At 39.7% G+C, this 21,969-nt stretch carries 25 protein-coding genes; 14 read left to right on the top strand and 11 right to left on the bottom strand.

All coding sequences use genetic code 11. The features are described 5' to 3' along the window. Positions 1-138: 138 nt before the first annotated feature. Together HNQ46_RS08440 and HNQ46_RS08435 are read left to right on the top strand one after the other, a co-directional pair. Positions 139-864, top strand: a complete 726-nt coding sequence (locus HNQ46_RS08440) for a lysophospholipid acyltransferase family protein (protein ID WP_183684296.1) — start codon at positions 139-141, stop codon at positions 862-864. A gap of 30 nt (positions 865-894) precedes the next feature. Then, on the top strand, positions 895-1,104 hold the full coding sequence (locus HNQ46_RS08435; RefSeq protein ID WP_183684295.1) for a type II toxin-antitoxin system Phd/YefM family antitoxin: 210 nt from the start codon (positions 895-897) through the stop codon (positions 1,102-1,104). Between the two features lie 22 nt (positions 1,105-1,126). On the opposite strand, the gene HNQ46_RS08430 is transcribed toward HNQ46_RS08435, so the two are convergent. Beyond that, positions 1,127-1,630: a hypothetical protein gene (locus tag HNQ46_RS08430; RefSeq protein ID WP_183684294.1), complete on the bottom strand. Its 504-nt coding sequence runs from the start codon at positions 1,628-1,630 to the stop codon at positions 1,127-1,129. Positions 1,631-1,648: 18 nt separating this feature from the next. Then, positions 1,649-2,284 (bottom strand): L-2-amino-thiazoline-4-carboxylic acid hydrolase, encoded by a 636-nt coding sequence (locus HNQ46_RS08425; protein ID WP_183684293.1) that lies wholly within the window; start codon positions 2,282-2,284, stop codon positions 1,649-1,651. Positions 2,285-2,683: 399 nt separating this feature from the next. On the opposite strand from HNQ46_RS08425, the gene HNQ46_RS08420 reads away from it, so the two are divergent. Continuing rightward, the gene (locus tag HNQ46_RS08420) at positions 2,684-3,331 is read left to right on the top strand and encodes a hypothetical protein (protein WP_183684292.1); all 648 of its coding nucleotides are present in this window, start codon (positions 2,684-2,686) and stop codon (positions 3,329-3,331) included. Between the two features lie 87 nt (positions 3,332-3,418). Then, the gene (locus HNQ46_RS08415) at positions 3,419-3,979 is read left to right on the top strand and encodes a hypothetical protein (RefSeq protein ID WP_183684291.1); all 561 of its coding nucleotides are present in this window, start codon (positions 3,419-3,421) and stop codon (positions 3,977-3,979) included. Between the two features lie 167 nt (positions 3,980-4,146). Here HNQ46_RS08415 and HNQ46_RS08410 read toward each other — a convergent pair whose 3' ends face one another. Further along, positions 4,147-4,626 (bottom strand): hypothetical protein, encoded by a 480-nt coding sequence (locus HNQ46_RS08410; RefSeq protein WP_183684290.1) that lies wholly within the window; start codon positions 4,624-4,626, stop codon positions 4,147-4,149. A gap of 24 nt (positions 4,627-4,650) precedes the next feature. Beyond that, entirely contained in the window at positions 4,651-5,673 is a 1,023-nt protein-coding gene (locus HNQ46_RS08405; protein WP_183684289.1) for a hypothetical protein, read from the bottom strand. A gap of 349 nt (positions 5,674-6,022) precedes the next feature. On the opposite strand from HNQ46_RS08405, the gene HNQ46_RS08400 reads away from it, so the two are divergent. The 4 genes from HNQ46_RS08400 (at position 6,023) to HNQ46_RS08385 (ending at position 9,715) form a co-directional block, all read left to right on the top strand. Then, the gene (locus HNQ46_RS08400; RefSeq protein WP_334298773.1) at positions 6,023-6,775 is read left to right on the top strand and encodes a response regulator transcription factor; all 753 of its coding nucleotides are present in this window, start codon (positions 6,023-6,025) and stop codon (positions 6,773-6,775) included. Positions 6,776-6,798: 23 nt separating this feature from the next. After that, complete coding sequence (locus tag HNQ46_RS08395; protein WP_183684287.1) at positions 6,799-8,106, top strand: sensor histidine kinase; 1,308 nt, start codon at positions 6,799-6,801, stop codon at positions 8,104-8,106. A 221-nt stretch (positions 8,107-8,327) separates the two neighbouring features. Beyond that, complete coding sequence (locus tag HNQ46_RS08390) at positions 8,328-8,996, top strand: ABC transporter ATP-binding protein (protein WP_183684286.1); 669 nt, start codon at positions 8,328-8,330, stop codon at positions 8,994-8,996. A 2-nt stretch (positions 8,997-8,998) separates the two neighbouring features. Then, entirely contained in the window at positions 8,999-9,715 is a 717-nt protein-coding gene (locus HNQ46_RS08385; RefSeq protein ID WP_183684285.1) for an ABC transporter, read from the top strand. Positions 9,716-9,822: 107 nt separating this feature from the next. On the opposite strand, the gene HNQ46_RS08380 is transcribed toward HNQ46_RS08385, so the two are convergent. From HNQ46_RS08380 to HNQ46_RS08370, 3 genes are all read right to left on the bottom strand, one after another. After that, on the bottom strand, positions 9,823-10,848 hold the full coding sequence (locus tag HNQ46_RS08380; protein WP_183684284.1) for a DUF3137 domain-containing protein: 1,026 nt from the start codon (positions 10,846-10,848) through the stop codon (positions 9,823-9,825). Positions 10,849-11,353: 505 nt separating this feature from the next. Then, positions 11,354-11,683 (bottom strand): type II toxin-antitoxin system RelE/ParE family toxin, encoded by a 330-nt coding sequence (locus tag HNQ46_RS08375; RefSeq protein WP_183684283.1) that lies wholly within the window; start codon positions 11,681-11,683, stop codon positions 11,354-11,356. Beyond that, positions 11,684-11,983: a type II toxin-antitoxin system RelB/DinJ family antitoxin gene (locus HNQ46_RS08370; RefSeq protein WP_243155888.1), complete on the bottom strand. Its 300-nt coding sequence runs from the start codon at positions 11,981-11,983 to the stop codon at positions 11,684-11,686. A 179-nt stretch (positions 11,984-12,162) separates the two neighbouring features. Here HNQ46_RS08370 and HNQ46_RS08365 point away from each other — a divergent pair, with 179 nt between their 5' ends. Continuing rightward, complete coding sequence (locus tag HNQ46_RS08365; RefSeq protein ID WP_183684282.1) at positions 12,163-12,750, top strand: SMI1/KNR4 family protein; 588 nt, start codon at positions 12,163-12,165, stop codon at positions 12,748-12,750. Positions 12,751-12,822: 72 nt separating this feature from the next. Then, positions 12,823-13,641, top strand: coding sequence for a hypothetical protein (locus tag HNQ46_RS08360; protein ID WP_183684281.1), 819 nt, complete (start codon positions 12,823-12,825; stop codon positions 13,639-13,641). Positions 13,642-13,996: 355 nt separating this feature from the next. On the opposite strand, the gene HNQ46_RS08355 is transcribed toward HNQ46_RS08360, so the two are convergent. Continuing rightward, the gene (locus HNQ46_RS08355) at positions 13,997-14,269 is read right to left on the bottom strand and encodes a type II toxin-antitoxin system Phd/YefM family antitoxin (protein ID WP_183684280.1); all 273 of its coding nucleotides are present in this window, start codon (positions 14,267-14,269) and stop codon (positions 13,997-13,999) included. A gap of 246 nt (positions 14,270-14,515) precedes the next feature. On the opposite strand from HNQ46_RS08355, the gene HNQ46_RS08350 reads away from it, so the two are divergent. Further along, positions 14,516-14,869: a hypothetical protein gene (locus HNQ46_RS08350; protein ID WP_183684279.1), complete on the top strand. Its 354-nt coding sequence runs from the start codon at positions 14,516-14,518 to the stop codon at positions 14,867-14,869. Positions 14,870-14,884: 15 nt separating this feature from the next. Here the strand turns inward: HNQ46_RS08350 and HNQ46_RS08345 are convergent, their stop codons facing one another. Together HNQ46_RS08345 and HNQ46_RS08340 are read right to left on the bottom strand one after the other, a co-directional pair. Continuing rightward, positions 14,885-15,088: a helix-turn-helix transcriptional regulator gene (locus tag HNQ46_RS08345; RefSeq protein ID WP_007157276.1), complete on the bottom strand. Its 204-nt coding sequence runs from the start codon at positions 15,086-15,088 to the stop codon at positions 14,885-14,887. Between the two features lie 8 nt (positions 15,089-15,096). Next, on the bottom strand, positions 15,097-15,612 hold the full coding sequence (locus tag HNQ46_RS08340; protein WP_243155887.1) for a hypothetical protein: 516 nt from the start codon (positions 15,610-15,612) through the stop codon (positions 15,097-15,099). Between the two features lie 280 nt (positions 15,613-15,892). Between HNQ46_RS08340 and fumC the strand changes: the two genes are divergently transcribed. After that, positions 15,893-17,257 carry a class II fumarate hydratase gene (gene fumC / locus HNQ46_RS08335; RefSeq protein WP_183684278.1) on the top strand — a complete coding sequence of 455 codons (1,365 nt, stop codon included), beginning with the start codon at positions 15,893-15,895 and terminating at the stop codon, positions 17,255-17,257. Between the two features lie 191 nt (positions 17,258-17,448). Then, entirely contained in the window at positions 17,449-18,621 is a 1,173-nt protein-coding gene (locus tag HNQ46_RS08330) for an NAD(P)-dependent malic enzyme (RefSeq protein WP_183684277.1), read from the top strand. Positions 18,622-18,811: 190 nt separating this feature from the next. Here the strand turns inward: HNQ46_RS08330 and HNQ46_RS08325 are convergent, their stop codons facing one another. Further along, entirely contained in the window at positions 18,812-20,041 is a 1,230-nt protein-coding gene (locus tag HNQ46_RS08325; RefSeq protein WP_183684276.1) for an ATP-binding protein, read from the bottom strand. A gap of 248 nt (positions 20,042-20,289) precedes the next feature. On the opposite strand from HNQ46_RS08325, the gene HNQ46_RS08320 reads away from it, so the two are divergent. Further along, the gene (locus HNQ46_RS08320) at positions 20,290-21,786 is read left to right on the top strand and encodes a carboxypeptidase M32 (RefSeq protein WP_183684275.1); all 1,497 of its coding nucleotides are present in this window, start codon (positions 20,290-20,292) and stop codon (positions 21,784-21,786) included. The last annotated feature ends 183 nt before the right edge of the window (positions 21,787-21,969 follow it).

Raw genomic sequence — 21,969 nt, 5'->3', positions numbered from 1 at the left:
TAGATTAGCGTTTGCTTATTTTATTTTAAAGATAGTTTTTACTTATGCGATACTGAAATTTAGACTTTCGCTAGTTAGTTATGGAGACTTTTATTACTATTTGTGCCGCCTGCTGAATGTGCTGGAATGGAGATTGCTATGAGATTGATTATTGCATTTTTGTATTTTGTTGGAGCTATGTTATATTCTTATCCGGTAAGATTGATTCATCATTTGAAATACAAGGACAAGAAAACTGAACATGATGCAAATTTTTATAGCTTGAAAAAAATAGCAAGAAAAATGCTCAAATTATTAGGTGTAAAAATAGATATTCAAGGCTGTACCATATATGATGAACCCGTGGTTTATATTGGAAATCATAGAAGTAATTTTGATAGCTTAATAATGATTGCAATAATGGAGAAACCATTGATTTTCATTGGAAAAAGTGAGATTAAAAAATTTCCATTTATTGGTAAATGGTTTCGGGATATAGGATGCTTGTTTTTAGAACGAGATGATATCAAAAAGTCAATAGAAGTTATTAATCAAGGCATTCAAAGAATAGAAAACGGGTATTCAGTCGTTATTTTTCCGGAGGGGAGAAGAACGAAAGAAGACAGTGTGGAGGAATTTAAACCCGGTAGTTTTAAAATGGCTTTTAAGGCAAATGCGCGTATTGTTCCAGTTTCATTCTATAATTCAGAGGAGTGTTATGAGCGTTTTCATAGCTTTCGCCCGGCTAATGTGAGTATTCGTATTGGGGAAATTGTCAATCCAAAAGCACTTGAACTGAATAACACTGTACAGATGGCAAAATACGTACATACGGTGATTTCTCAGATTTATGAAGAGCAACGTATACATTATAGTATGCATTGATATTAGCTAATATAAACGAGAGGTGATACTATGATAGAAAATATAGCAATTGCAACAGCAACGGAGATGCAGAACAATTTTGGAAGGTATCTTGCCATGGTTCAGGAGGGCAAGGAGATTATCGTCACAAAAAACGGTAAAGAGGTGGGGCGTTTTATTCCGCGAGAAAAGGCGGTATCTTATTTAACGGATTCTCTTGCAGGAATACTGAAAGGCGATACAGATTTAAAAGCTTTATGAAATTGAGCACAGACGGAAACAACTATGGAAAGAAAATATGAAATTTTATTTGCTCCATGCTTACCACGAAAAGAAGAAGCAGAACTGAGCTGATGATGAAGCATCCGCTTACGGCAAAACTTGGGGAATAATACTTTCTCTTTTCCTTTGGAGAGGAGCCTAAATTCCAATAATGTGTCAGTTCGTTCATCACAAGGCAGATGACAAACTGTGCTTTTCCGCAGTTTAAAACTGAAATGAAAGTATCACGGCTTTTGACATGGAAGAAAAGATAGGAGAAAAAGCTTAAAAGAAGCATTCCCCGAAGAAAAAATCGGCTCCGCTTTAGTCCGTCATAGTTCGTCCTATCTTCTAATTTAACCCGGTGAAAACGGTCCTGCATGCTCTGCCCGATACGATAAAACCAATCCGGTACTTCTTTTTTCTGCTTAACGGCAAACTCCAAAAGAAGATAAAGATAAAAAGAGAAGCTGTAGGCAAGGCAAATAATCAAGCCATAGAGCAAGAAGAATAAATAATAGCCCATATAATCTTAGCTCCCTTCTTAGCGTGGATTCTTTGTTTGATTCCCCACGAACCAGTAATCACAGATTGTGCCTCCTGTTGCCAGCGTTTGCTCTCTATGCAATACTCCCTTGTTTCGTTCAACCGTGATGTGGTCAATGTCACAGCACAAAGGCAATAAATCAAGATAGCCATTTTCTCTTGCGAATTTTTCCAAAGGGCATCTTGTGAAGTGATAATAAAAGCCGTCCTTATGTCGCTTTTCATCAAAATGAAAATCCCAGGTTTTATCCTGATATTCCGGATGCGCCTCTGCCCATTCTTCCGCCTTATGCATCCTTTCAGCAAATTTCTTCATGTCCGTCTCTTTATTGAAATCTATGGAGCTCATGGCTTTTCTGATGATGCGATTGTCCATAAATGCAGCAATCACTTCTCTAAAATCTTCTACCGAAAAGTTACCTGCTCTGCATACTGCCAGAAAAACATAGGCGGAATAAATATTGTGGGCCATAGGATTTTTCTCACCGACATCTTCCGTGCTCTCCAGCATTTCTCGGTATAAGATACGTCCTTTTTGTAAGCTCTCCTTCGTCTTATCCTTTCCGAACTTTTTTATCATCGGTTTTTTCAAGAATAAACTGAATAAGTTAAAATAGATTCCTTTGTATTTCATTACACTCACCTCGCTAAACTTTTTCATCAATGTAGTTCAGGTTCTGCTATTTAGTACAAACCGTATGAGCTACGTAACTCTAGGAATAAAACATGATGAGATAACATAATGATAGAACAAGAAATATTGCATTAGTTTCGTTTAACTAATAATAGCTTAACACTTTCAGCCATTTTGTCCATGCTGAATTTTCCTGCACATCAGCTTGTTTTTATTGCTTTCTCTGCTGGAAAATACTAGGATGTTTTTTGAGAAATAAAGTAAATAGTATAGCAGTTGGGCAATGTTAAAATAATAAAAGGCAAAGTCAGAGATTATCAGAGCAGGAAAGTATAGGTCTAAAATTACCGGACCTGCAGTAAAAATCATCAAGAAATACCAACGGTGGAGGTAGAGATTATGAAGCATTTTTCATGGATTCTCAGAATCTTTCATATTTTTATATTATACACTTGGATTGCTTTTATACTCCTATTTCCGGCAAGCCCCGTATTCAGTTTACAGATTTATGTCTTATTGAATATCCTATTTGCCCTTGTGTTTACCGGCTTTTTCATCAGTCAGATTGTGGAGGCTTTTAAAATTTTTAAAAGAGGGGATAGTGAACAGTGCATAAAGGCTTTCCTTTTCTTTAAATACAGTTCTCTGCCTGCCGTACTGATTTTACTGGCCATATTTCTTGTGGTCTTACTTGGCGGAATAGGGCTTTCCTTTGTGCTGCTGGTGCTACCGGCGACTCTATTCATTGCTCCTTTTTTCTTCGCTATGAGCTTAGTTGTGGCACCACTTTTCCTCGGAATATCGTTTATGGCGGGATTAGCAGGACTTAGCTATGCTATTTTCCTGATTTTACTGAGCAGAAAAGAAAAGGGCTGGACTTTGGGACAATGTATCTTGCACTTTATTTTCCAGTGCATTCCCGGCTTTGATATATTGGATGGTCTGTATATTACGGTGCGATATTGGAAGAGGGGGAAAATTTTATCTATAATCACTGCGATTTGTGCTATCTTGGGATTGACGTTTATATTATTTATGCGTTCTTAAACAAAGACATTATGCCGTTCTCAAGCAAAGATATTATGTATTCTTAAAGAATGAAAGTAAAGATAGCATTTTAGAAAGAGAGACAAGATGAGAAATTTATGTTTTTTATTGATCCCCATGGGAATTGCACTATTGATTTTCAGCATTAGAAACATTATCCGCTTTGCGAAGGCAGAGCTATTCTTCGAAATGCCCTGTTTAGAGGAAGAGGGAAGAGTTCACCTTCCTCAGGGAAAATACGGGATTTGGCTTAGCGGGAAGAAATTCACGAAATCTCCTCTTGGGAAAATCGGTTTCCAGCTGGTAGAGGAGGAGACAGGGAACAGAGTTAATCTTGCTCCCAATTTGATGCGGACCAGCGTAAGCGGGTTTAGGGAAGCAAGGGTGGAACTCTACTCTTTTTACGTGGAAGAGGGAAATTATACCCTGTCTTTAGATGGAGAAAGTAGCGTGAGAGACAGGCTGGAGGCATCTATCGAAAATCTTCTCTTCAAACAGCCTGTGGATTTCAGCAACTTTACCGTACAGATTCGAAAGGGAAGTTCTTTTGCTATGTTTTTCCTGTCTGTTTTTGGTATTAATATTGCCGTTTGGATGATTCTTGGAGGAATTATGCTTCCCTTCCTATTGGCTGAAGCAGGATATTAATGCATTTCCCTTGAGTGCGAATTCCGTAGTTGGTAAGAGAATAATCTGCATGAAAAGTTATGCCGAGGGATGGCTTTTCCATAACGAATAGTCGACGGTTTGCCTGCTTAGCAGATACAATTGCTCATTTCAGACTTCGCAGTGTTTCGCGGGCTTGTACGGAAGTTCTACAAATTGACGTAAAGAGCCAGAAGGAAGACGGAAAAAAATGCCGCTCCGCGAACTGCATTAGTAGTGGAGTAGATATGATAAGCGTCTTCGGAAGAACTGAACTGCATTCTAAGAAGGAGCAAGATTGGGTGGACTATTAAAGCCACGATGATCGTAGCAAATGGCATTTTCATGCATTGATAGAGAGCGGCATGAGCGTCTCCGTTCTTATGGTATAGAAAAACAAAGGTCAAAACATTGACCAAAAGCCAAAGAAAGAGAAATAAGTTGGCATCTCGAAGAGCGGCGGAATTCGTTGCATTTTCATATTCAATATGCACTCTTCCCTGAAAAGCTTGCCCAAATTTATAAATCCACTGAGGGACTTCCCGCTTTCTTATTACGCCGTATAAAAGCCGAAAATAAATATAAAAGGTAAGGAGAAAAGAGAGACCAACCATAAGTCCAAAAAAGAATTCAAAGTTAAAAAAGTTCATTTTCATTATCCTTTACTGATAGAATCATTCCCAAATTGATTGTTGAGCGCGGATTCCGTAGTGGAATACAACGCCATTTGTATCAAAATATGCATAAAGACTATAGTTTTTCCATAATGCATAGTCTTTTGTTTGCATAGTCAAAACATAATAGCTCTCATTCTGAATTTCTTTATAGTTAGCGGGTTTTAAAGAGAAAATATCCGTGATTTTTTTGGTTTGAAAGTCGGAAAGGGAGAGTGCAGTTAAGTTCACCCGGTTAAATTGGACTTCTGCTAATTGGGCGCAATCTCCGGGGATTTCATAATAGGTAATAGTACAATTCTTTAATGCATCCTTATCCTTCCAAGTAGGGGTCACACTCATAAAACCGTAGGATTTTCCGTCCTTTGTAATTTCCAGATATTCACCGTAATAAAAGGGGTCATTTCTTTTGTTGGTGACTTTACTTTTAGCGCTTTTCCCTGCAAAAGAAAATCCTGCATCGATAAGCGAAGAGGCCTTTGTGCTGCCGACAATCAGTTTCGTTCCGTCAATTTGTGCGGTTAGAGGGCTTTCCGGAAACCCCATGGTAGAGACAAAGGAAGCCAAAAGGGAGCCGGAGAAGAAGGCTACCCAAGAAAGTGCATTGGTTGTGGAATACCAACGACGGGCTTCCCTGGAAGAATGAAAAGTCATTCTAAAAAACTGAAAGAGGGAATGAAGCATCATGGCTAAAAGCACGGTAAGGAACTGTAGCTTACAACATTGATAGACAGCTGCATAGTAGTTTCCGCTTTTGTAATACAAAAAAGCAAAGCTTAGAACATTGGAAAGAAGCCAGAAAAAAAGGAAAATATTGGCATCCCGAAGAGCTGTGGAAGTCGTTGCATTTTCATATTCAACATGAACTCTACCCTGAAAAGCCTGCCCGAATTTATAAATCCACCGAGGGACTTCCCGGTTTTTCTTTACGCCGTATAAAAGCCGAAAATAAATATAAAAGGTAAGGAGAAAAGAAAGGCATACAATAAGAGCGAAAGATAATGCAAATCGAAAAGAATCCACTTTTTCTTTCTCCTTTCCTATAGAGTGTTTTTCTTAAGCAGTGCAGTAAGCGAAGAGAAGCCTAGGCATTTAGCGTCTGTTAACGAAAACAGTATAACATTTTTATGATGTGGACGAAAGAAATAAACTGCGAAGCATAAAATGAAAAAATAGGAATCTCTCAACGAAAAAAGAGCGAATCGAACAGTGAAAAACCACAAAGCTCAAAATAAAAAAATACTAAGCACGCAATGAAAAACTTACTCTATTTTAGGTAAAGCATGGTAAAATAAACCGATTAATTTTGTAGAGTTTAGAGACAGCTTGAGGGAAATAGCGGATTTTTTGACTACGAAAGTTTTTAAGAGGAGTGAGAGACTTGCTGAAGATCTTTATTTTAGAGGATGAAAGAATACAACAATCCCGCATTGAAAAGGTGATTAAGGAGCTGATTAGTAGGAAGAGCTTATCTTGTAAGGCAACGGAAATCTTTGGAAATGCCGGGCAGCTTCTTACTGCTATTACGGAAAGAGGTTCTCATCAGCTTTTCTTTTTGGATATTGAGATTAGAGGAGAGGAAAAGAAGGGGCTGGATATTGCGAAAGAAATTCGAAGCAGGGATCCCAATGACACTATCGTATTTGTGACAACTCATTCGGAATTTATGCCGATTACCTTTCGCTATAAGGTTTCGGCACTGGACTTTATTGACAAAGCTTTGGATGAGGAACATTTTTCCGAGCGTGTGGAGTCGGCTATTGAGTACACGTTGGAAAAACTTGGTGCTACTGTATCGGAGGATTCTTTCAGTTTTGAAACGGCCATGGCCAGAGTGCAGGTTCCTTTTCATAAAATTTTGTATTTTGAGTCTTCACCTACCGTCCATAAGGTGATTTTACATACCAAGGAGGAAAGAATTGAGTTCTATGCAGGGCTTTCCGACCTGGAAAAGGCGGATTCCAGACTGTACCAATGCCACCGCTCCTTTGTGGTCAATCCGGAGAACATTGTGAAGATTGATAAAGAGGAGAAAATGGCGATATTCGAGAATCAGGAGAGCTGTCTGATTTCCCGTATGAAGTATAGAGGACTTCTGGAACGGATGAAGTCGATGAAGCAGTAAAATATTTTCAGAGAGGAGAATGTATGGAATCTATGATCAATCTGACAATTGAATATGTGAAAATCGTCAATGTGATGTTGTTCTATCGTCAGATTAGTGATGAAAATATGCCTCTCTGGTCTTTTCTCCTTGTTCCGGTTCTTTTTGAGCTGTTGTTCTTCTTTTTTCCGCCTCTTGCTTTCTTCGGGTATTTTGTGAGCTTCGTGCTGTACAGCTTTTATCGAAATCGGGAGAAAGACGGAGGACTGAAGCTTTTTTACGGACTGTATCCTATTGTTTTAGAAAGTCTGCTGGGAAGGCTGCTGGCCTTCTATGTCTTTCCGTTCTTTGGCATTTCCGTTTACAATGAGGCGAGTATCGGCGGATATGATCTTCTGATTGAACTTCTGGTTTTCCCCCTCTATCTTGTTATTATAAAATCCCTGAAAATCAACTTTCAGGAGCTAAAGGCAGGCTTTGCGCGTGGTTTTTTTCGCCGCTTTTTACTGCCGATTAATCTCTCTATGATGGTTTACATCGTTTTGATTACAGCCTTTTTGATGCTGCGTGAAAGCTTTTCTTGGGCGGACAGTCTTCGGGGACAGCTGAATAATCTCTATATCATTATCTTTTTCGTGATGCTTTTATATATCAATGCCGTTTCCAAGGAAAGACTGGAAGCGGAAGTGCTGGAGCAAAAGGATAGTGAGCTAAAGGCACTTTCCGAATACAGTCATCATGTGGAGGAGTTATACGGAGAGATTCGCAGTTTTCGGCATGACTATATGAATATCTTAACCAGCTTGAAGCTGGGAATTGAGCGGAAAGACTTTGACAGCATTCAAAACATTTACAATACGGTTCTTAAGGACAGCGGAAAGCCCTTTTATAGCAGTAAATTTGACCTTGCAAAATTAAGCCGGATTGAAAATGATGCGGTAAAAAGTATCTTATCCGCGAAGCTCCTGGAGGCCCAGAGTAAGGGGATAGAGACTTCTGTGGAGATAGAAGAAGAGATTTATGATTTTCAAATCGAGCTGCTGGATTTCATCAAGATTCTTTCTATTCTTTGTGACAATGCCATAGAGGGATGTCTTACTGCTGAAGATCCGAAAATCGCCATCGCCTTGATTCGTGAGGAGAGAATGCTCATTTTGGTGGTGGAAAACAGCACAGAGGCGGAAAAACTGGAGCTCTCTCCTATTTTCGAAAAGGGGTATTCCTCTAAGGGGGAAGGCAGAGGACTTGGTCTTTATAACGTGCGTACGATTTTGGAAAAATACCCAAAATCCCTAATCAGTACCCGCAGCGCCAATCATCTTTTTTCTCAAACCATTCAGTTTTGCAAATAGACCTTGGGATTTTTCCTAAGGTCTATTTTTGTGCGTTCTTTTAGGGGATACTCCTTTCAAAAAACTTTTTTGCTGCGATACGATCCTCTTTCAGTCTGTTTTTTTCCGGAAAATTACCGTTCGCGACAAAATAAGTACCATTCACGACAAGATTATTTTCTCTTCCGAAACACGTTCTATAATGAGCCTCGTAAAGAAAAAAGAAATGGAGGTTCACTGAGATGTTTAGTGTAGATGAAATCAAGAAATCCTTTAAAAATAAAGAGGTATTAAAAGGCGTTTCCTTCTCCATAGAGGAAGGTGAGAAGGTCGCTTTGCTGGGGAATAATGGAGCGGGAAAGAGTACGCTGATGAAAATCATTGCCGGTCAGCTGGAGGCAAATTCCGGTACTGTGAAGACGGCACTGGATTATCAGACGGAAATCGGCATGATGCCCCAGGGCGATATTTTGATTGATGATTTGACGGTTTCGGATTTAGTACAGCTAAAAAGTGCGATGAATCGAATTGCAATAGATGTGGATAAAGCCTTGGAAAAAGTTTCCTTGCAGGATTTTAAAAAGCAATATGTGGGCGGTCTTTCCGGAGGACAAAAGAGGAGGCTTTCCTTACTGCTCAGCATTTTAAATTCTCCGAAGCTGATTTTTCTGGATGAGCCAACCACCGGAATGGACTTAGAATCCGTAGACCGGTTTTGGAAGCTTCTAGAGAAGGAAAAATATACTTCGGTGATTGTTACCCATGATTTTAACCAGATTGATCACTTCTTTACGAAGGTAATGATCTTAAAGAATGGACGAATTGCAGCAGCTGAATCCGTAGAAGAGATTCACCGGCAGGGAAAAATGATTGAAGAGTTTTATAGAGAAAAGGTTGAAAAGGAGGCCTAAAAATGATTAGCATGATTCAATTAAAGCAGGTGTTACGAAACAGAAGATTTGTCTTATTTACGATTCTTCTTCCACTGGCCTGGTATATGTTCTTATACAATATTCAGGCGGATATGCTACCGAATATTATGCTGGGGATTGCCGTGTTTATCGGTATCATCGGAAACAGTCTGGCAACCTTTAGTAAAAGAATCTCCTCTGACATCGGTTTTTATTCCTTTGAATCCCGATTTTCCAACTACGGGATAAAAAACTATCTTTTGGACCAGACCTTAGTGCAAATCGTGTTAAATGCCTTGATCTTTGTTGTTGTTTTAGGCGCTGCGACGGTATTTGCCAAATTCCCGATTAACGGAAAGCTGGGCATTCAGTTTTTCTTATTGACCATCATGGGGATTTACTTCAGCGTTATCGGCTTTGTACTTGGTGTGAGATTGGATGCCAAACTCATTGATACAGTGGGATTTCCGGTCATTATTCTGGCAGCTTTGACCATTATACCCTTCGCAAGCTTCGGAGCGGAAAGCGGATTTATTTCCCTTGTTGCCAAAGTACAAAGGATTTTCCCGGGCTATTATTACACGAATATGATGAATGCAATCTTGTCCGGAAATGGAATTCAGCTGAAGGATATGCTGCTCTTTATCACAACATTTGTACTGAATATCATTCCTTTGTACTTCCTTGTTCCCAAGGTGAAATTAAGTAAGGCAAAATAAGAGATCTTATGCAAAGAAAGTAATTCTATGCAAAGAAAGAATTTCTATGCAAAGAAAGAAATTCTATGCAAAGAAAAGCGGAGTCCTATGCAAAGAAAAGCGGAGTCCTATGAAAAACCTTCGTGCTTATGTAGCATCTCTGTCACTTCGTTTGCAAAATCCATGGCATAGCTGATCTTCCTTGCCACGTTTTCTATTCGCCATGCCATGTATTTTTTCTGGTCGTCCGGAGCGTCGAAGAAGTACTTATTGTTGTAATTTGCAAAATATATGCGAGATTCGTTTATGTAAAAGGAAAGCTTGCGGCGGGAAGTCATGCTGTTAAACCATTCGATAACAGTGGGGCTTAAGAACTTCCTTGCAGATAGTTCGTCTGTGCAGTAAATGTTGTAGTGTTCGTTATGCTGTATATCTTCAACGTCGATTTTATTGCCGTCCTGCGTGGTGCCAAGATAGCCGTCTTCCGTCTCAAAGTTAAGGAAATGCTCTGTCGGAACAATCCATAACTTTCCCTTTGAAGAGAGCGGGTTCTTTATGGAATAAACCTGTCCGAGAAAGTCGGTAATATCATCGTAACCGTTATCTCCTTTTTCGACGCTGAATGCATATAAATCGACTATTTCAAGATCTCTTTCATCATGGAGTTCCAGTATTCCGGATTGGATATAGCATTTTGCAGAAGGGACGACTTCTTTTATCGTATTCAGGGCAATATGATACTCCGTATCGACTTCCGCTGTAGGATACAGAGCTTGTAGGATCGGTGTAAGAATTTCTCGCTCGTAAAGACTGCGGAGCTTTCGCTTTTTCTTTCTATCCAAGCGGTCAACAAAAAAGCTATAAAAAAAGGCAGTGAAGAAATAGAGTGCCAAAGAAAAGAGAACCAAACAGGAGAGTAGACGCAAAAACTCATGCATAAAATCGCTGCGGGGAAGGATACCCTCATCTACCAGGGTCATTAAACCATAAGTGATAATCAAGCTGAGAAAGGGCAGAAGCATAATTAGAATTAAATATTTTTTTACTCTTTCCCTCCAAGTGATGATATTTCGTATGGCTTTCCAACCATGTTGTAACTGAGCCGTATTCTGAAGCTCATTTATTTTCTTTAGTTCTTCTTGACTTAAACCCATTTTTGATCTCCTTTCTTTCCACTCGTATCATAAATGCTTTAAATAAAGAATTCTTCTCTTTTTACCATTACTTTTATTGTAATGGTAAAAAATAAATTATTCTAGAGATTTTTAAGTATAACATAGGAGAGTTCTATACGTGATATAATAAATTATCTTTTTCTAGAATTTTGATTCGATTACGTCGTGAACCGGAGGAGAAATTATGGAATTTTTTATTGCGGAAGAGGGAGTTCCTATAAATCTGGGCCCTGACGGTGGAGAATTGCAGTGGAAAGACATATAAAAGCAATTTCCTTATATTGATTCTGATTTACTTAGCTCGCCTTTTTGCCTATAATTCACAGGTTGGCTTTCCACATTATAAATTTATTTATGATAATTTTGTTTATACTATTCAATTGCAAAACAGAAAGTCATTGTTCTTTAATATAGTGACCATTTGGTTTGTGGTAGGAAAAATCGGGAGAAAGCTTAAGTTATATTTTGGCTTGTTCATTCATTTTTATTTGAACTTAGTAGCAAGTTGCCTTAGTTGATCTCTGCGATTATATAGAATGTTTAAAATGTAGACTTGTTTATCTTTTTGATTAATTCGATAGTAGATATAGAAGTTTTTTGCCATGATTTTTCGTATACCGATAGATTTCCATGGTTCTATTTCCACGGGTTTTACTCGATCCGGCATTTGCGATAAGGTATTTATTTTCTTACGAATGGATTCAATATAAAACAGGGCAGTGTCCGGAGCGAGTAAATTATCCGAAATATAATCTTTAAGTTCTAAAAGATCTTTAGTAGCGTCGGGAGTCATGATGATTTCAAAGGAGTCCATTTATCTTAAACTCCCTTCTACTTCATCAAAAACCTTATCAAACGGGCGCCCCTCCTTACGGAGTGATTGTTCATAGCTGTGGGAGAGCTTTGCATTTAAATCAGCTTCAGACAGTTGGTCAAGAGTTTTCGGTTCCTTGGGAATAGTAAGGGAGAAGGGAATACCCTGATTGTATATTATCTGTCGATAAAGGGAATTTATTACAACAGAGACAGGAACACCCAGTTTTTGCAAAATATCTTCTGCTTCATTTTTAACATTACATTCTACACGAGCACTTACTGTTGCATCTTTCATCATATCACCACCTTTCTACATAATTGTAATGTAATGTATTGTGAATTACAATACATATTACTTCCTGCTTCTTTAGGATAGATATAGTATAATTACTATCGCTTAAAGAAATGCGGAAGTATTTTTGCGTTGAATATTTAGGATAAAATCGAATATTCATGATAAAGAAAGCAGGAGTAGAAATGGATCTTATTCAGAAGATAAGGCGGATAGAGCAGTACGTAGTAGAGAATTTTGAGGAACTGGACATGGATGATCCGATAGAAGAGGGATATTGGGAGGAGTATCAAGAGATTCCCGGGGCTTCGCAGAAAGAGATAGAAGCTTTTGAGAAGAAGTTTTCCATCAAGCTACCGAAAGACTTTAAGGAGCTTTACAGCTATAAAAACGGAAGCCAATATTTTAGTATTTTACCTTCTGTAATCCATGGTGTGGAAATGTCATTTAACCTGATGAGTATGAAGCAGATTGAGAGGACGAAGCAATATTTTCAGAACAGAGATGCTCTTCTGACAGAGTTTCCGGACTTTTTCACCGAAGAAGAAATAGAGAAAACGCGGGATAGCAGGATTAAACCCTATCTTTTTCATAAGCAATGGATTCCTTTTGCGGAGTATTGTGACAGTTGCTTTTTAATGCTGGATTTTGACCTGGATAAGGAGGGAAAAGAGGGGCAGATTCTTTGCTATATCCATGATCCGGATGAGGTGATTTATGCCGCAGCAGGACTTTCGGAGTTCGTGGATGATATTTTACTGACCATAGACTGAGGGGAATCCGGATTTTGATGTTACAGGGAAGCAGTATTGATAACGGGGGCATTGTCCAAGAAAGGGAAGCTTATGGAAGCAATAAAACTACCTAAGAAGTACAGAGACATTTGCGAAGAAATTAAAAATGGTTCCGCTGAAAGTTTGGCTAAACTAGATGCCTTTGAAGAGAAATTTCCTCACCAAAATCTTGCGGTAAGGGCTGGGGTGGAGTTTTTTGACCGAAAGTATGAAGAAGCGGTAAGCCATACTCTCCTTTTAATGCCCTTTTGGGATGAGTGGTATTATTCCAATGTAGCCAACGAATATATGATGGCCATGTGCTTTGCGGCAAAGAAAATCGGACGGGAAGCAGAAGTAAGTAAAGCTCTTCAGGAAGAACAAAGTCGCTTAATGGAAGCAGAGGAAGAGAAATGCCTTAAGGGCTCTTGCCAACGATACAATTATTGCAAGATTCTCCTGGACTATATGCAGCAGGATATTTTACCGGAATCAAGGAGCAAGGATTATCAGCCGCCAAAAGCACCGAAAACAGCTTCGGAATTGATAGCAGAAGGAAAGCTGAATTCCGAAAAAGACTTTGATAAGATGAAGCTTTTGAATTTACTTTTTATGAAGGGCAGTCCGGAGGATACAGTGGACTATTATGAAAGAATCAAGGACTTAAATCTTGGGGAACTGTATTACGAGCAGGCCTGTATTTGCTATCGATATCTCGGACAAAAAGACAAGGTATTGGAAGTGGTAGAAAGCTGGGCGAAAAGCAAGCTTTGGGATGTAGCCAGTCCTACGCAGGTTCGCCCCATGAGCTTCTTTATGTATCCCTTTATGCATGAATATTTGGAGAATGAAGAAAGTTTAAAAAGAATTAGGGAAGTGATCTTTGGATAAGCTTAATGAAGGGAAAACGAAGATAATATTGTGATTGAATATAAAAAATGCTAAGACAAAATTTATCTTAGCAAGTCATCAATATTTTTCTTTGCATATAATAATCTTCTCACTTCCATTGTATTACCTATTACTACATAGAAAATGGAAAAGTTTCTTACATTGATTCTGTAGTAAACTTGCTTTCTTAATTTAGAAGATGGATACTTTGGAAATGAAAGAGGCATTTCCAGTCGCTTGCTGATTGCGAACTCAATATCATCAAGCAAGCGGTGAGCTGCACCGGGATTTTTGAGAGTTGATATAGTCTGTTACTTCGTATAAATCTTCTTGGAAGATTGGAAGAAAGCTTAAGTTATATTTTGGCTTGTTCATTAATCCTTCTCCTTACAGAACCAAAAACTTCAGATTTAGAGAGCCGAGTTGTAGAGCTTGCGGCAAGGGAATCTGCTTCATCCAGCTTTTTTTCTGTATCATCGGTTAAGGCGGAATATTGTTCAAGACTCATTAAAACCATTGTTCCATAACCATTTTTTGTAAGAAATACAGGGGCGTTGGAATTAACAACAACATCTTCAATTTCTGGAAATTTATTTCTTAAGTCGGAAACCGGACGGATATTAATCATAGGGGTTCTCCTTTTTGTTTTTTTATCATAATAATATTGTTATTTTATCATAAAAAGGAGAAAGGACAAGGGAATAGTTATATTTCGAATAAGTCGTGATACAATAAATTATCTTTTTGTACAGTATTTGGCTTCGTTGGGAACTTATTACGAGCAGGCTAGTATTTGTTATCGGTATCTCGGATAGAAAAGAATTAGGGAAGCTATCTTTGGATAAAGTTCGGATAAAGATTAGGGAGGAAAAGGATGAAGGAAAACACCGTTAGAGTAATCAAAATCGCTAAGGAAGCCCTGTATGAATTTCTCTATGAAAATATCATCTCGCAGGAAGAAAGTCTCTTGCAAGTGCCTGCTACAGAAGTGATGAATAGCTTTGCCATGGACTGGGAAAGAGGAGAGTTTATTTTTATGGCACATCAGGCGGAAGATGCGGATGGAGAATTGATTCCTTTGCCGAAAGAAATCCTGCTGGAAACGTTGCTGAAAGCCCTGCCGGAAACGGCAGATTCTTTGCTGGGACGAGGAAAGGTCTATCGGGACTATAGCTTTGAGGAATTAAAAGAGCTTTGTGGAGAGAACGAAGATAACGACGGAAAGTGAGCGCCTTTTATGAAGTTAATTAGGCGCTTCTTCCCAGAACAGCTCATCCAATGTTTTTCCTAATACATGACAAATGGCGAGGCAGAGGCGGATGGTAGGGTTATAGTCCCCTTTTTCTATAGCATTGATGGTTTGCCTACTAACGCCTACCAGATCGGCCAGCTCCTGCTGGGACAGATCTTTTCCCGCTCTAGCGGATTTTAAACGGAGATTCTTCATTTTCCACCTCACTCTTCATCATTCTTCATTCGATTCTTCAGTAGCATGAGAATCAGGGCAATGGCAAAAAAGATACTGAGAAGGAGAGGAAGCATAAAGCGGCTGCTGAGCCTTCCGGCAATCCATATTTTATCGGGAGAGATATTCTCTACGGTGTTAAAGACGTTCAGTACACTGAACAGAGCCCATACAATAACGGCAATCCTTTTATTATGTTTATTGCTAAGCCCCCAGAAGGCATCATGGAAAAGGCAGTATCCCATGAGGATCAGTCCCGAGAAAAGAAGAATGGCAAGGGGAATAATTCCGGCTTCCAAATATTTCTCAATCGGCTCGGCAAAAGCAGCGTACAGCATGAGGAGTCCCATGGTGGTGAAAAAAGCATATTGATAGCCCTTCCCGCGGACGATTACCTGCCTCTCATCATAGCAATCCTGTTGTTTCTTACTCAATCTGTTTCGAAATAGAACTAAGAGGGAACTGGCAAAAAAACCTACAGCGATTCCTAAGTTAAAATAATTCATCGAAAACTCCTTTCATTTCTTTGCCTTCACTCTTGGGTGAAAGCAATATGTATTACAAAATGTCGTAAATACTTTACATAACCAATATACACCTTGTTTTTGATATGTCAAGTATATTTTACAAAAAGACATCTGAAGAATTTTATAAAATGACATCCAAAGAATGCTCCGGTGGAAATTAAAGAATCCAATAGAATCCAGCCTGTTCCCTCAGCCATTTTTTTGATAAAATCTATCCGAAGTAATTTTCCTGTTGTAAAGGCTGTATGGAGGAAAAGAAATGGACTATAGAACAGAACACGATTCCATGGGGGAAGTGCAGGTTCCGGTGGAGAAATACTGGGGGGCACAAACTCAGAGAAGCTTTGAGAATTTTAAAATAGGAACGGAGAAAATGCCTACTGAGATTATCCGTGCCTTTGCCATTTTAAAGAAGGCGGCAGCAATGGCCAATAACCGACTTGGAAAACTGGATGAAAGACGAAAGACTTTGATTTCTGATGTCTGCGATGAGATTTTGGGAGGAAAACTTAACGAACATTTTCCTCTTGTGGTATGGCAGACCGGAAGCGGAACCCAGTCCAACATGAATGTGAACGAAGTCATTGCCAATCGGGGAAATGAAGTGGCGGGAGAAAAGCTACTTCATCCAAACGACCATGCCAATATGTCCCAAAGCTCCAACGATACCTTCCCAACAGCCATGCATATCGCAGCAGCCTTGGAAATCGAGGAGAGACTTTTTCCCAGTCTTGACACCCTCATTCAATCCTTTGAAAGACTTATGCAGGAAAATGAAGGCATTGTAAAAACAGGCCGGACCCACTTACAGGACGCCACTCCGATTAGCTTTTCTCAGGAAATCAGCGGTTGGAAAAATATGCTGGAAAAATCGATGGAGATGCTTAAATTAAGCCTTCCCGGACTTCGTGAGCTGGCTCTTGGGGGAACTGCAGTGGGAACGGGACTGAATGCCCCGAAGGGTTTTGATGTGGAAGTGGCTAAAGCAGTTTCGGAACTAACACATAAGGATTTTAAAACTGCAGACAACAAATTCCATTCCCTTAGCAGTAAGGATGAACTGGTTTTTGCCCATGGCGCTTTGAAAGCCTTGGCAGCGAATTTAATGAAAATAGCCAATGACATCCGTTGGCTTGGCAGTGGCCCAAGATGCGGTCTTGGAGAAATTTTCCTTCCGGAAAATGAGCCGGGAAGCTCCATTATGCCGGGAAAGGTCAATCCCACCCAGTGCGAGGCGCTTACCATGGTGTCCGTTCAGGTCATGGCCAATGATGTAGCAGTGGGCATGGCGGCTTCTCAGGGAAATTTTGAGCTAAATGTATATATGCCGGTGTGTATCTACAATTTTTTGCAGTCTGTACGCCTGCTTTCCGATGCCATGCTGTCCTTTAATCAGAACTGTGTTGTTGGCATCATGGCGAACAAGGAGAAAATGCAGGAAAATCTTCATCGTTCTCTGATGCTTGTAACCTGCTTAAATCCCTATATCGGCTATGAAAATGCGGCGAAGACAGCGAAGAAAGCCTTTCAGGAAAACATCTCTTTAAAAGAGGCCTGCCTACAGCTTGGTTTCTTGACAGAAGAGAAGTTTGACGAAGTGTTTCAACCGGAAAAAATAATATAAGAAGAAATGATATAAGAAACAATGAGTTAAGAAAGGCACATTATAAGGAACGATGGATACCGGGAAGAAGTATCCAAAGGTAGAATAAGAGAAGTTAGAAATAATAAAAGTCAGAAATAATAAAAGTTGGAAATAATAAAAGTCAGAAATGAAATAGAATAGAATTGAAATAAAGTACGGAGGAAGAAAAAATGGACTATGCGAAGGAATCATTGAAACTGCATTATGAATTAAAGGGAAAGCTGGAAATTACACCGAGAGCCAAGGTAGATAGCAAAGAGGCTTTAAGCCTTGCTTATACCCCGGGAGTTGCAGAACCCTGCCTTGCGATACAGAAGGATGTGGAAAAAAGCTATGAGCTGACCAGACGCTGGAATACGGTGGCGGTGGTAACGGACGGAACTGCAGTTTTAGGTTTGGGAGACATAGGACCGGAGGCGGGCATGCCGGTTATGGAAGGAAAATGTGTGCTGTTTAAGGCCTTTGGAGATGTGGATGCCATTCCGCTCTGCGTAAGAACGAAGGATGTGGAAGAAATCGTGAAGACGGTGAGCCTCCTTGCCGGAAGCTTTGGGGGAGTGAATCTGGAAGACATTTCCGCACCCCGATGTTTTGAAATTGAAAAGAGACTCAAGGAAATTTGTGATATTCCGATTTTCCATGATGACCAGCATGGTACTGCGGTGGTCACTTTGGCAGGTCTGATTAATGCCTTAAAGCTTACCGGGAAAAAAATCGAAGAAGTGAAGATTGTGACCTCCGGAGCAGGAGCGGCAGGCATTGCCATTATCAAACTGCTCTTAAGCATGGGAGCAAAACATGTGATTATGACGGATAGGGAAGGTGCTATTTATAAGGGAAGAGAGAACTTAAATCCCATTAAGATGGAAATGGCAGAGGTTACCAATCTCTCCATGGAAAAGGGAAGTCTTTCTGATGTTATCAAAAATGCGGATGTCTTTATCGGTGTTTCCGCACCGGGAACCCTGAATAAGGATATGGTGAAGAGCATGGCGGAGAAGCCCATTATCTTTGCCTGTGCCAATCCTATTCCGGAAATATTCCCGGAGGATGCGAAGGAGGCAGGAGCTGCGGTAGTATCTACAGGGCGGTCGGATTTTCCAAACCAGATTAATAATGTACTATGCTTTCCGGGTATCTTTAGAGGCGCTCTGGATGTGCGGGCAAAGGACATCAATGATGAAATGAAGGTTGCCGCAGCCTATGCTATAGCGGAACTGGTGAGCGATCAGGAACTTAATGCGGAGTATATTCTGCCGGCGGCCTTTGATGAAAGAGTCAAGGACGCAGTAGCTAAAGCCGTAGCGGAAGCCGCAAAGAAAAGTGGAGTAGCAAGACTATAGTGCTGTATGGAAATATTACATTGAAGTACTGCATGAAGATGCTACATAGAACTTTTTTGTAATAATAAGGGCGAATGAATGATGCAAGTACAAAAGCCGGGGATTTTCTCCGGTTTTTGTGCTATGCATAGTAAGTATCACTAGCAAAGCATGCGTTTTCTCGTTTGGGAATATGCTTCATAATATAGAATTAAAAAGCCTTTCCATTTCTCATAAAGTCAACGAGGTTAATATGTTCAATACCATTACGTTGTTGCAGAATAGAGTCAGCAGTAACTACATATTTTGGATAATTGTCTTTAATTGCTTCAAGCGGTCTGTACTCACGGTCTTCCGTTTCCTTTGATAATGCAATGGTATACGCAACCTGAATGTAGGAATATCGCATTTCATCATTTCTTAAGATGAAATCGCATTCCAGTTTTCCAACTCGTCCAACGCTAACAGAGTAGTCGTGAGATCTTGCGTATATATAGGTGATATTTTCGAGAACAGGACCGAAGTTAATTCTATTATCGGTATTCTGTGCAAAATAAAAAGCAGTGTCTGCCAGATAGTATTTTTTTTCTCCGCTTAAGGACTTTTTGGATTTCATATCAAACCTTGGGCATTCGCAAAGAATTTTCGCGTCCAACAAGGCTTTAATGTATCTTGCAATTGTGGCCTCACTGATAGCTGTTCCACTCTGCTCAATGGCTTTTTTCAAACTTTTTAGGCTGGTTGTTGCACCAAAATTATTGATAATATATTTTTGGACTGTTTCGAATGTATTCTTGTTACGGATTTTCAGCCTTCTTCTAATGTCTTTTTCAAAGATTTCATCGATAACGCTTTGAACATATCGCCTTTTTGCAGAAATACTATCCATTTGTATAGTTCTGGGAAATCCGCCTTCAAGGATGTAATTTTGTAATTCTTCTTGTCGGTCGGAAGCAATCGCTTTACCATAGAATTCTTTGATGCCTTCATACTCCTCGAAAGAAAGAGGAAACATTTCAAATTCAATATATCTTCCGGTAAGCTTTGTCATTAACTCTCCACTTAGGAGATACGAGTTTGATCCTGTGATAAAGATTGACCATTCATTTGTCCTACGTAAACTATTAAGAATTATTTCAAAGCCCTTAACATTTTGGATTTCATCAATAAAAAGGTATTTTGTTCCGGAGACCGGAGGGATTGATTCCAATAACGCTTCTAGCTGTTCCGCCTTTAGAATTTTGTGATAGGCTTTACTGTCTAGGTCAAAGAAATAGAGTCGGTCAGTTGGAATTCCGGATTCTTTTAATTCGCTGGCAATTGTCTCCATGATACAGGATTTACCACATCTTCGGACACCGGTAATTACTTTAATGATATCGGTTTCATGGTAAAAATCACGAATCTTTTTAAGGTAGTTTTCACGAGGATACCAATTCATATTGTCCTTCCTTTTTTAATTTTGTTTAGCCTATACTAACAAAATTATCATAAAATATCAAGTTTAACGTTGGCGATTTTGAAAAAAATGAAAAATCACAAACGTTAAACATCTAGTATCATAATAGTATGACTTTTCTACATTTGTATGTGTTATTATTAAATGTGTTATGAAAATGCTGAATATATGGTGCTCTCTGCACTGGTATATGTCATATCAGGCAGAGCAGATAGAAAGGAAAAAAATATATGACTACGGAAGAAAAATTAAAGAAGTATCAGGACTGGCTGTTTAAATGTTCTGCCTACCATATGGCTCTAAATATCATTGATATTGATAAGCAGACTGTAGCGCCTACAGCCGGAGCAGGCTATAGAGATGAGCGTTCCGCCTTTTTGACAGGGGAGCTTTTCAGTTTGGAGACAGATCCGGAAATTGTAGAATTACTCAAGGATTTAAAGGATGATCCCAAGGTGGATGCTGAAAATAAGCGGGCCATTCAGCTTTATTACAAGCAGGCCTTGGATACCCTTTGCATTCCCAAGGAGGAGTTTGTAGCCTTTGAAAAGCTTTGTAGTGAATCCTTTGATGCCTGGCTTTTGGCAAAATCCAAGGCGGACTATTCTCTTTTTGCTCCCTATTTAGAGAAGGTGATTGAAGGAAAGAAGAAGCTTTATGGCTATCGGAACAGCAATCTGTCCATTTACAATCAGATGCTGGATGATTTTGAACCGGGGATGGACGAGGAAAAGTATGATGCCTTTTTTGAGGCTTTAAAGGAAAGATTGGTGCCTCTTATTCAGAAGGTGACCAAGGCAAAGCAGCTTCGAGAGGATTTCTTGGCCCAAAGCTTCCCGGTGGAAGAGCAGAAGAAGTTTATGGAAGGGCTTTTGGAGTACTTGCATTTTGACTCCTCCTGGGGCTATCAAAATGAGTCCGAGCATCCCTTTACTTCCTGGACCTGTGAAAATGACTGCCGTACCACTACGAAATATCTCGAGAACAATGTGATTTCTGCTATTTTGTCCACGGTACATGAGGTAGGGCATGCCTATTATGAGCACAATATTAATCCAAAGTATGACGGCATGATTTTATCCGAGGGGGTGTCTTCCGGTATGCATGAGTCCCAGTCTCGCCTTTGCGAAAATTATCTGGGAAGAACCATGGCCTTTTGGAAATATCATTATCCCAAGCTGCAAAAGCATTTTCCAAAGCAACTGGGAGAGGTTTCCTTAGAGGAATTTTATCAGGCCATCAATGTGTCTAAACCTTCCTTTATTCGCACGGAAGCAGATGAATTGACCTACCCATTGCATGTCCTGATTCGTTATGAAATCGAGAAGGGCTTATTTAACGGAAGCATTTCAACAGAGGGACTGGATAAGACCTGGAATGCAAAGTACAAGGAGTATTTGGGCGTGGACGTACCAAATGATAAAGTGGGCATCTTACAGGATGTGCACTGGTCGGACGGAAGCTTCGGCTACTTCCCTACCTATGCTTTAGGAACAGCCTTTGCGGCGCAATTCATGCAGGTAATGCGGAAGGACCTGGATGTAGAGAGGCTTTTGGAAGAAAACCATTTTGATGAAATCATGAACTGGCTAAAGGAGCATATCCATACCTACGGTTTCCGCTATGAGGCACCGGAGCTTATGAAAATGGTGACAGGGGAAGAGTTTAATGTGAACTATTTCTTGGATTACATTGAGGAGAAATATACGAAACTGTATAAACTGTAAATCAGAAATAAAAAACAGAAAAGCAGCTTTTGACAGAAGCTTTGCTTTTCTGTTTTTTTATTCTTAACGAGTATCGCACGCGTAGTGTGCGATATCTCGTTCTGCTACCTTTCATTACAGACTAGAAATAGCCGGATGTAGATTTGGATTTGTACTATTACTCTTATTTTATTCCGTAGAATG

The organism is Oribacterium sinus (genome assembly GCF_014202695.1).
Lineage (GTDB): Bacteria > Bacillota > Clostridia > Lachnospirales > Lachnospiraceae > Oribacterium > Oribacterium sinus.
This window is presented reverse-complemented; position numbering and strand designations above follow the sequence as displayed.

Bases quoted from the DNA above. Each gene is read 5' to 3' on its own strand.
- HNQ46_RS08430 (WP_183684294.1), bottom strand. From the start codon at position 1,630: ATGGGCTATTATTTATTCTTCTTGCTCTATGGCTTGATTATTTGCCTT.
- HNQ46_RS08355 (WP_183684280.1), bottom strand. From the start codon at position 14,269: ATGATTAATATCCGTCCGGTTTCCGACTTAAGAAATAAATTTCCAGAA.
- HNQ46_RS08395 (WP_183684287.1), top strand. From the start codon at position 6,799: ATGGAATCTATGATCAATCTGACAATTGAATATGTGAAAATCGTCAAT.
- HNQ46_RS08330 (WP_183684277.1), top strand. From the start codon at position 17,449: ATGGACTATGCGAAGGAATCATTGAAACTGCATTATGAATTAAAGGGA.
- HNQ46_RS08390 (WP_183684286.1), top strand. From the start codon at position 8,328: ATGTTTAGTGTAGATGAAATCAAGAAATCCTTTAAAAATAAAGAGGTA.
- HNQ46_RS08365 (WP_183684282.1), top strand. From the start codon at position 12,163: ATGGATCTTATTCAGAAGATAAGGCGGATAGAGCAGTACGTAGTAGAG.
- HNQ46_RS08420 (WP_183684292.1), top strand. From the start codon at position 2,684: ATGAAGCATTTTTCATGGATTCTCAGAATCTTTCATATTTTTATATTA.
- HNQ46_RS08440 (WP_183684296.1), top strand. From the start codon at position 139: ATGAGATTGATTATTGCATTTTTGTATTTTGTTGGAGCTATGTTATAT.
- HNQ46_RS08350 (WP_183684279.1), top strand. From the start codon at position 14,516: ATGAAGGAAAACACCGTTAGAGTAATCAAAATCGCTAAGGAAGCCCTG.
- HNQ46_RS08415 (WP_183684291.1), top strand. From the start codon at position 3,419: ATGAGAAATTTATGTTTTTTATTGATCCCCATGGGAATTGCACTATTG.
- HNQ46_RS08325 (WP_183684276.1), bottom strand. From the start codon at position 20,041: ATGAATTGGTATCCTCGTGAAAACTACCTTAAAAAGATTCGTGATTTT.
- HNQ46_RS08380 (WP_183684284.1), bottom strand. From the start codon at position 10,848: ATGGGTTTAAGTCAAGAAGAACTAAAGAAAATAAATGAGCTTCAGAAT.
- HNQ46_RS08410 (WP_183684290.1), bottom strand. From the start codon at position 4,626: ATGAACTTTTTTAACTTTGAATTCTTTTTTGGACTTATGGTTGGTCTC.
- HNQ46_RS08375 (WP_183684283.1), bottom strand. From the start codon at position 11,683: ATGGACTCCTTTGAAATCATCATGACTCCCGACGCTACTAAAGATCTT.
- HNQ46_RS08385 (WP_183684285.1), top strand. From the start codon at position 8,999: ATGATTAGCATGATTCAATTAAAGCAGGTGTTACGAAACAGAAGATTT.
- HNQ46_RS08370 (WP_243155888.1), bottom strand. From the start codon at position 11,983: ATGATGAAAGATGCAACAGTAAGTGCTCGTGTAGAATGTAATGTTAAA.
- HNQ46_RS08360 (WP_183684281.1), top strand. From the start codon at position 12,823: ATGGAAGCAATAAAACTACCTAAGAAGTACAGAGACATTTGCGAAGAA.
- fumC (WP_183684278.1), top strand. From the start codon at position 15,893: ATGGACTATAGAACAGAACACGATTCCATGGGGGAAGTGCAGGTTCCG.
- HNQ46_RS08435 (WP_183684295.1), top strand. From the start codon at position 895: ATGATAGAAAATATAGCAATTGCAACAGCAACGGAGATGCAGAACAAT.
- HNQ46_RS08320 (WP_183684275.1), top strand. From the start codon at position 20,290: ATGACTACGGAAGAAAAATTAAAGAAGTATCAGGACTGGCTGTTTAAA.
- HNQ46_RS08340 (WP_243155887.1), bottom strand. From the start codon at position 15,612: ATGAATTATTTTAACTTAGGAATCGCTGTAGGTTTTTTTGCCAGTTCC.
- HNQ46_RS08425 (WP_183684293.1), bottom strand. From the start codon at position 2,284: ATGAAATACAAAGGAATCTATTTTAACTTATTCAGTTTATTCTTGAAA.
- HNQ46_RS08345 (WP_007157276.1), bottom strand. From the start codon at position 15,088: ATGAAGAATCTCCGTTTAAAATCCGCTAGAGCGGGAAAAGATCTGTCC.